The sequence below is a fragment of the Hydrogenophaga atypica genome (genome assembly GCF_042665215.1).
Taxonomy (GTDB): domain Bacteria; phylum Pseudomonadota; class Gammaproteobacteria; order Burkholderiales; family Burkholderiaceae_C; genus Hydrogenophaga; species Hydrogenophaga defluvii_A.
The window spans coordinates 26,064-32,514 of sequence record NZ_JBHTCA010000034.1 but is presented as its reverse complement, the minus strand read 5'-3'; the positions used below and the strand labels follow the sequence as shown (position 1 = coordinate 32,514).

Sequence of the window (6,451 nt, the reverse complement as noted above, 5' to 3'; positions counted from 1 at the left end):
GAGGCCACCATACCCGTTTACAAAGCGAACAGGAAAGTCAATGAAATCAACGGTCTACCCAGACCACCCCCGCGCCAGTGCTAGCTTTGCGTACCGTCACTTATTGCACTGAAAACGAGGAGACCCCGAGTTCTGCAACGTCGCCAGCGGCTGGGAGAAGGGCATCGTCGAGAAGAACGTGCGCGACCGGCGCATCAGCATCTGGCACAAGGCGACCAAGCAGCGCTGGCCCAACATGCAGGCGCTCAATACGTGGCTGGAGGGCGAGTGCCGCGCTGCCTGGGCCGAACTCAACCACCCTGAGTGGCCGACGCTGAAGGTGGCCGACGTGCTGCAGGACGAGCAGCAGCGCCTGATGCCCACCCCCCGGCCGTTTGACGGCTACATCGAGGTGCTGGCGCGTGTCTCCAGCACGGCGCTGGTGCACCTTCAGCGCAACCGCTACAGCGTGCCCACCGAGCACGCCCACGAGGTGGTCAGCCTGCGCCTGTATCCCGAACGCATTGATGTGGTGGCCGAGAACGCCCGCATCGCCAGTCATGTGCGCAGCTTCGAGCGTAGCCAGACCTTCTACGACTGGCGCCACTACGTGAGCCTGATCGAACGCAAGCCCGGAGCCTTGCGCAACGGCGCACCCTTCGAGACCCTGCCCGAGCCGCTGAAGAAGCTGCAGGCCATCCTGCTGCGCCACGAGGGCGGAGACCGGGTGATGGCCCAGGTGCTGGCGGCCGTGCCGGTGCACGGTCTGGAGCCGGTGCTGGTGGCCGCCGAACTGGCGCTCCAGAGCGGCAAGCCCAGCGGCGAGCACGTGCTCAACGTGCTCGCGCGCCTGAAGGCCGGTAGCCAGGCAGAGGTGGCGGCGGCCAGGACGCCGCTGACCCTGACGGTGGCGCCGCAGGCCAACGTGCAGCGCTACGACCGGCTTCGCTCGGTCGGCGACGATGACGCACTGGGAGCGCGCGCATGAGCCAGGAGATCATCGGCGCCCTCAAGGCCCTGAAGCTGCACGGCATGGCCGCCAACTACCCCGAGGTGGCGGCGCAGGCGCGGCACACCGACTTCACTCCTGAAGCCTTCCTGAGTCAGCTGCTGCGGGCCGAGCAGGCCGAGCGTTCGGTGCGTTCCATGGCGTACCAGATGGGCGCAGCCCGCTTCCCTGCCCACCGTGACCTGGCCGGCTTCGAGTTCAGTCAGGCCAGTGTGGACGAGGCACTGGTGCGCACGCTGCACGGCGGCGCGTTCATCGAGGCCGCGCACAACGTGGTGCTCATCGGCGGTCCGGGCACCGGCAAGACACACCTGGCCACGGCCATCGGGATCGAGGCGATCCAGCGGCACGGCAAGCGGGTGCGCTTCTTCTCGACCGTGGAGCTGGTCAACGCGCTTGAGCTGGAGAAGAGCCAGGGCAAGGCCGGACAGCTGGCTCACCGGCTGGTCTACATGGACCTGGTGATCCTGGATGAGCTGGGCTACCTGCCGTTCAGCCAGACTGGTGGAGCGCTGCTGTTCCACCTGCTCTCCAAGCTCTACGAGAGAACCAGCGTGCTGATCACCACCAACCTTAGCTTCGGGGAATGGAGTCAGGTATTTGGCGACGCCAAGATGACCACCGCACTGCTCGACCGGCTGACCCACCACTGCCACATCGTGGAGACCGGCAACGAGAGCTGGCGGTTCAAGCATTCCAGCGCAGCACCCAAGACCGTTCAGAAAAGGCCGCCCAGGACGGCCCTGCCGGAAGTCATTGAGAAAGGAGAAACGAACGCACCAACAGTAGACTTATCCACAGACGCGTAGCCCGGCTACACCCAAACAGGTGGGGTCAATATTGGATGAAAAACCGGGGTCAGAATTGCGCGGAAATCAACAGTCGGACCTGAAAATGGTAACGGCCGTCTTCGTGCTGGTCACACTTCTTATCCTGGCCAGGCGTAAGCCAAGGAAGTCGCGAAAGGCGATTCAGGAACGCATTGCACGAGCAGCTTGAAAGGCGCCCTATTCTGAGATTTCTTCAGCGGTGTCTCCATCCGCAATTTGATGGCCGTCCCTCGGGACGGCTTTTTTTGGGTTCATCACCGATTTGCGGGGTGGGGCGAGGGTCTCAGAACGACCCTTTGGAGACAGCCGAAAGACTAAATCGAGAGGCAGATATCTGAGCTAACGCGGACGGTTGGTACTCGCGTAAGTAACGACTATCACCGCTATGTCGTCATCGGCAAGAAGACGTTCATCACGTCGGAAATGCGCTCTGATTATTTCACCTTGGCGGCTCGCGCGGATCCCGGCAGCAAGCCCCCATGCATATCGATGTCAGCCTGCTGGCCGCCCTGGCTGCATTGCAGAACAGCTCGACGATCGATCACAGGAGACGGGCGGGCTTCGACGGTGTTCGCAACGCCAATCCGCCCCCGAGGCCATCGAAGGCGTGCGCGTGGCGAAAGAGCAGCGCAAATCGGATTGGGATGGCTATCTTGCCGCGGATGTGGGAGGTGGCGGCGCCGGTTCGTAGGCTATCCAGCAGCGCGGCCAAGCGCGTCTGGAAAATGCGTTCGGCCGCGTGGCCGGGTGCTGCCGGACTCATCGGTTCTCCTTGGTCGGATGGTTGGGTGTGGCGCGTGCCAGCGCCACACCCGGCTGCGCCAGAGCATCACGTGCCGAGAGCTACGCCGTTGATGGCGGCGATCACGGGCTTCTCGAATTCCTCGATGCCGCGGAACAACTCGTGCGTCCGTTGCTACGTGACGTGGTAATCGGCGGGGTGGGCCGTGCCGCCTGCGCGCTCCTTGATGTCCGCACCGGCGCAGAACGCCTTGTCGCCGGTGCCGGTCAGCACCACGCAGCGAACGCTGGCGTCGTCCCGGGCCAGCTCGAAGAATGCCTTGGCGAGATCCGGCTTCATGGTGCCGCCGAGTGTGTTCATCCACTCCGGGCGGTTCAACCGGATGATGACCATGCCCTCGATCACTTCGTATAACAGGGTTTCGAACTACATCGATGTCTCCTTGCTTGGAATGATGTTCGCGCCGATGTCTGCGCGGGGGGTCGCCGGCCGCACGCGCGGCTGGCGAGCCCACGGGGTCAGTGCGCCGCCGCCAGGACGTGTGCAAAGGCCACCGAGCCGAGCCCGATCATGTGAGCCAGCCCCAGGCGCGCGCCTGGCTGTTGCCGGCCGTGTGCTTCGCCGCGAATCTGGCGCGTGATCTCGGCGATCTGCCCGATTCCGGTCGGTCCGACCGGATGACCCATGCCGAGCAGGCCGCCCGACGCATTGACCGCGCATTGGCCGCCAATGGCCGAAGCGCCGCGTTCGAGCCACGCCGCGCCTTCTCCGGGCGCGCACAGGTCCATGGCTTCGGTGTAGACCAGCTCCTCGATCGAGAAGGCCTCGTGCAACTCCACAAGGTTCAGGTCGTGTGGGCCGATTCCGGCCTGCTCGTACGCCATCGCCGTAGACTTGCGCACCATGTCGACGACTGCCGACGATTCCCCGTGCTCAAGCTCCTCGCTGTTCGCCACCGATGCCAGCACGCGCACGGCGCGGCGCTTGTCCAGGCCGAGCCGCCTGATCGCCGCCTCCGACGCCACGATCACGGCGGCGGCGCCGTCGCCTTGCGGGCAGCACTGCTGCACTGTCAGGTCGCCCACCACCTTCGGCGAGGCCATGACCTGCTCGAGCGTGCGAGGCTTGCGAAACTGTGCATACGGGTTCAGCGCCGCATTGCCGTGATTCTTGACCGCGACGCGTGCCATCGCTTCGGGCTTTAGGCCGTGCTGGCGCAGGTATTCATGTGCCATCAGCGCGAACGTCACGAGTGGCATTGTCGCGGTCGGTGCAAGGTGCGGCAGGCCGTCCTTGTCGGCAGCCATGCGGCCATCGCCGAACTTGTCCACTCCCATTGCCACCACCACGTCCGAGACGCCGCTCGCCACCTCCAGGCATGCCTGGCGGAACGCCGAGCTGCCCGAGGCCGAGGCGCTTTCCACCTGCGTCACGGCGAGGCCGGTGGAGCCTAAGTGGCGGAACATGACGCGCCCGGTCGCCATGCCGATCGCCGACGTCCCCACGTAGGCGCTTTGCACCTCCGGCCAGGCAATGGCAGCGTCCGCCAGCGCCTCGCGCATCGCGCGCAGGCCAAGGCCGACATAAGGGATATCCGACGCGAACTGGTACGGATGTAGCCCAATACCGACGACGTAAACGGGGGTTTGCTGAAGCAGGCGGTTCATTGTTGCACCTCCTGGCTTGCGGGTGCGAAGCACAGCGGATAGCGGTCGCTGCACGCGGCATCAGTGCGGATCACGCCCATCACCGTCATACCCGGAGCCAGTTCCGATTCGCTGGTCACGTCGAGCAGCACTTCTTCGCGCATGCCTTCCGCAAACTCGACCTCGCCGACGACGAACGGCGGCGGCATGTCGCGCACCAGCGGCGCATGCACGGTCACATAGTTACGCAGCGTGCCCAGTGAGGGCACCTGTTCCACCATGCCGCGTTCGGGTTCGGCGCCACAGTACTGGCAGCCATAGGCGGAAGCGGGGTAGGTCAACTTGCCGCATGCGCCGCAGCGCAGGACGGCCAGGAATGGTGCCCCTTGTGTTTCGGGCGAGCGGGATTCCGCAGTCTGCATCGTGTCTCCTCTTCAGTATCTGTTTGTTCGCTGGGGCGAGTGCCCTGCACATCGGCGCGCTGTCGCGGTGTGCCTTTTCTCTTGCATCGCTGCAGCCGTGAATTTAAGGTTCTTGTTGGGGGCGGAGGGAATGGGCATAAGTGGATTCCTGCTTGCATCTGAAATGGGGCTGCTAGCTGACCTTGCGCTGCATGTTTTGCCAGTACTTTTCCTTGACCGCGCGCCGTAACACCTTGCCGACCGCCGAGGTCGGCAATTGATCGACGAACACGATCGACTTCGGGGCCTTGTAGCCGCCAAGCTTTTCCTTGGCGTGCGCGATCAGTTCGGTAGCCTCGACCGAGGCACCGGGACGCAGCACCACTTCCGCATGCACGGTCTCACCCCACTCCGGATTCGGAATGCCGACCACAGCGGACATTACGACGGCCGGATGGGAGGCCAGCGCCGCTTCAACTTCAATCGCATAGACGTTGAAGCCGCCGCTGATGATCATGTCCTTCAAACGGTCGACGATGTACAGATAGCCGTCCTCGTCGATGTAGCCGAGGTCGCCCGACTTCCACGCCCCGTCGGCAATCTCGGCGGCCGTCGTTTCCGCATTGTTGTAATAGCCCTTGATGATGCCTCGGCTGCGGATGCGGATTTCGCCGCATTGGCCGGTTGGCAGCGGTTTGCCCTGCTCATCGGTGACAAAGACTTCGACGCCCGGTGTCGGCCGGCCAGCCGAAGACAGGTGCTTGATGCCGCCGCCACTCGTACGGGCGGTCTCGTGCTCGGCCTTGTCGAGCGCCGACACGAACATTGGAACTTCGGTGGCGGCGTAGGCTTGTGCGAAGATGGGGCCGAAGCATGTGATCAAGTCTTCGAGCTTGGCGGGACTCATCGGGGAGGCGCCGTAGATCACGGTGTTCAGCGAAGAAAAATCTCGTGGGTTAGCGCGCTGCAGTTCGAGCAGACGGTACAGAACGGTTGGCACGAGGAAAGAATGCGTAACGCGCTGCTGTTCGACCGTTTGTCGCCATTGCTCGAGATCGAGCTGATTGAGCGTAATGTTGGTGCCGCCGGCATAGAAAGTCGGTATGAAAGGGATCAGCGTGCCATGCGAGAGCGGCGCCACGTGCAGCATGCGTGTGTGGCCGTTGAAGCCGAGATCCGGGTTGCCGAATCCGCTGTCGCGGCAAGCCATCAGATTGGCGATCGAGTACATCGCGCATTTGCCCTGGCCAGTTGTGCCGCCGGTGAAGCGCAACATGAAGATGTGCTCGTCGTCGTCAAGCTCCACGTCGTCGATGTCGAGTTCGGAGGCAGTGTCGACCAGGTTCCAGAATGCATGCACGCCGGGGCACGCGGCCTGTTCCGGCGTCGGATCGTCCATGACGACGATCTCACACCCGGCCGCGCGCAGCATCGCGTAGTAGCCATCGAGCAGGCGCGTTTCAATGAATACGACCTTCGGCTTGACCAGTTCGACCTGACGCGCATGCTCTTCCGGCGCGTCCCGCAGGTTGGTCATGACCACCGTGCCCTCCTGCTTGAGGACGGTCGGCAGCGTCATCAGGCTCAGGTTGTCGTTTTCCAGGATGAGCAGGAACTTGTCGCCTTTGCCGATAGCGAGCGCATTCTGGAGCGCATCGGCGATGCGGTTGGTCAACAGGTGGTAGTCGTGGTAGCTGTAGCTGCGACCACGCTCCACATTGACGATCGCTTGCCGGTCGCTAAAGCGCATCGTCATCAGGCGCATGACGCGGCAAAAGTTCATTTTCATGGAATAGTCTCCTTATATCTTTCAAAACGTAGAAACTTCAGTGGTCAAGGTGTGG

The 6,451-nt window shown here is 63.3% G+C and carries 6 protein-coding genes and 1 pseudogene; 2 read left to right on the top strand and 5 right to left on the bottom strand.

Annotated features, from left to right (window positions below):
• Window positions 1-121 precede the first annotated feature (121 nt).
• Window positions 122-967: pseudogene (locus ACFQPB_RS21870) on the top strand (Mu transposase domain-containing protein); the annotation flags it as partial.
• Complete coding sequence (istB, locus tag ACFQPB_RS21865; protein WP_382228032.1) at window positions 964-1,797, top strand: IS21-like element helper ATPase IstB; 834 nt, start codon at window positions 964-966, stop codon at window positions 1,795-1,797. The pseudogene ACFQPB_RS21870 and the gene istB, both read left to right, overlap by 4 nt.
• A 562-nt stretch (window positions 1,798-2,359) precedes the next feature.
• On the opposite strand, the gene ACFQPB_RS21860 is transcribed toward istB, so the two are convergent.
• From ACFQPB_RS21860 to ACFQPB_RS21840, 5 genes are all read right to left on the bottom strand, one after another.
• Entirely contained in the window at window positions 2,360-2,581 is a 222-nt protein-coding gene (locus ACFQPB_RS21860) for a hypothetical protein (protein WP_382228029.1), read from the bottom strand.
• A gap of 153 nt (window positions 2,582-2,734) precedes the next feature.
• The gene (locus ACFQPB_RS21855; RefSeq protein WP_382228026.1) at window positions 2,735-2,953 is read right to left on the bottom strand and encodes an enoyl-CoA hydratase-related protein; all 219 of its coding nucleotides are present in this window, start codon (window positions 2,951-2,953) and stop codon (window positions 2,735-2,737) included.
• A 125-nt stretch (window positions 2,954-3,078) separates the two neighbouring features.
• Entirely contained in the window at window positions 3,079-4,227 is a 1,149-nt protein-coding gene (locus tag ACFQPB_RS21850) for a thiolase family protein (RefSeq protein ID WP_382228023.1), read from the bottom strand.
• Window positions 4,224-4,628, bottom strand: coding sequence for a Zn-ribbon domain-containing OB-fold protein (locus tag ACFQPB_RS21845; protein WP_382228021.1), 405 nt, complete (start codon window positions 4,626-4,628; stop codon window positions 4,224-4,226). Before ACFQPB_RS21845 ends, ACFQPB_RS21850 begins: the two co-directional genes overlap by 4 nt.
• A gap of 172 nt (window positions 4,629-4,800) precedes the next feature.
• Complete coding sequence (locus ACFQPB_RS21840) at window positions 4,801-6,396, bottom strand: class I adenylate-forming enzyme family protein (protein ID WP_382228018.1); 1,596 nt, start codon at window positions 6,394-6,396, stop codon at window positions 4,801-4,803.
• Between the last annotated feature and the right edge of the window lie 55 nt (window positions 6,397-6,451).

Bases quoted from the DNA above. Each gene is read 5' to 3' on its own strand.
- ACFQPB_RS21860 (WP_382228029.1), bottom strand. From the start codon at position 2,581: ATGAGTCCGGCAGCACCCGGCCACGCGGCCGAACGCATTTTCCAGACG.
- ACFQPB_RS21850 (WP_382228023.1), bottom strand. From the start codon at position 4,227: ATGAACCGCCTGCTTCAGCAAACCCCCGTTTACGTCGTCGGTATTGGG.
- istB (WP_382228032.1), top strand. From the start codon at position 964: ATGAGCCAGGAGATCATCGGCGCCCTCAAGGCCCTGAAGCTGCACGGC.
- ACFQPB_RS21845 (WP_382228021.1), bottom strand. From the start codon at position 4,628: ATGCAGACTGCGGAATCCCGCTCGCCCGAAACACAAGGGGCACCATTC.
- ACFQPB_RS21840 (WP_382228018.1), bottom strand. From the start codon at position 6,396: ATGAAAATGAACTTTTGCCGCGTCATGCGCCTGATGACGATGCGCTTT.
- ACFQPB_RS21855 (WP_382228026.1), bottom strand. From the start codon at position 2,953: ATGGTCATCATCCGGTTGAACCGCCCGGAGTGGATGAACACACTCGGC.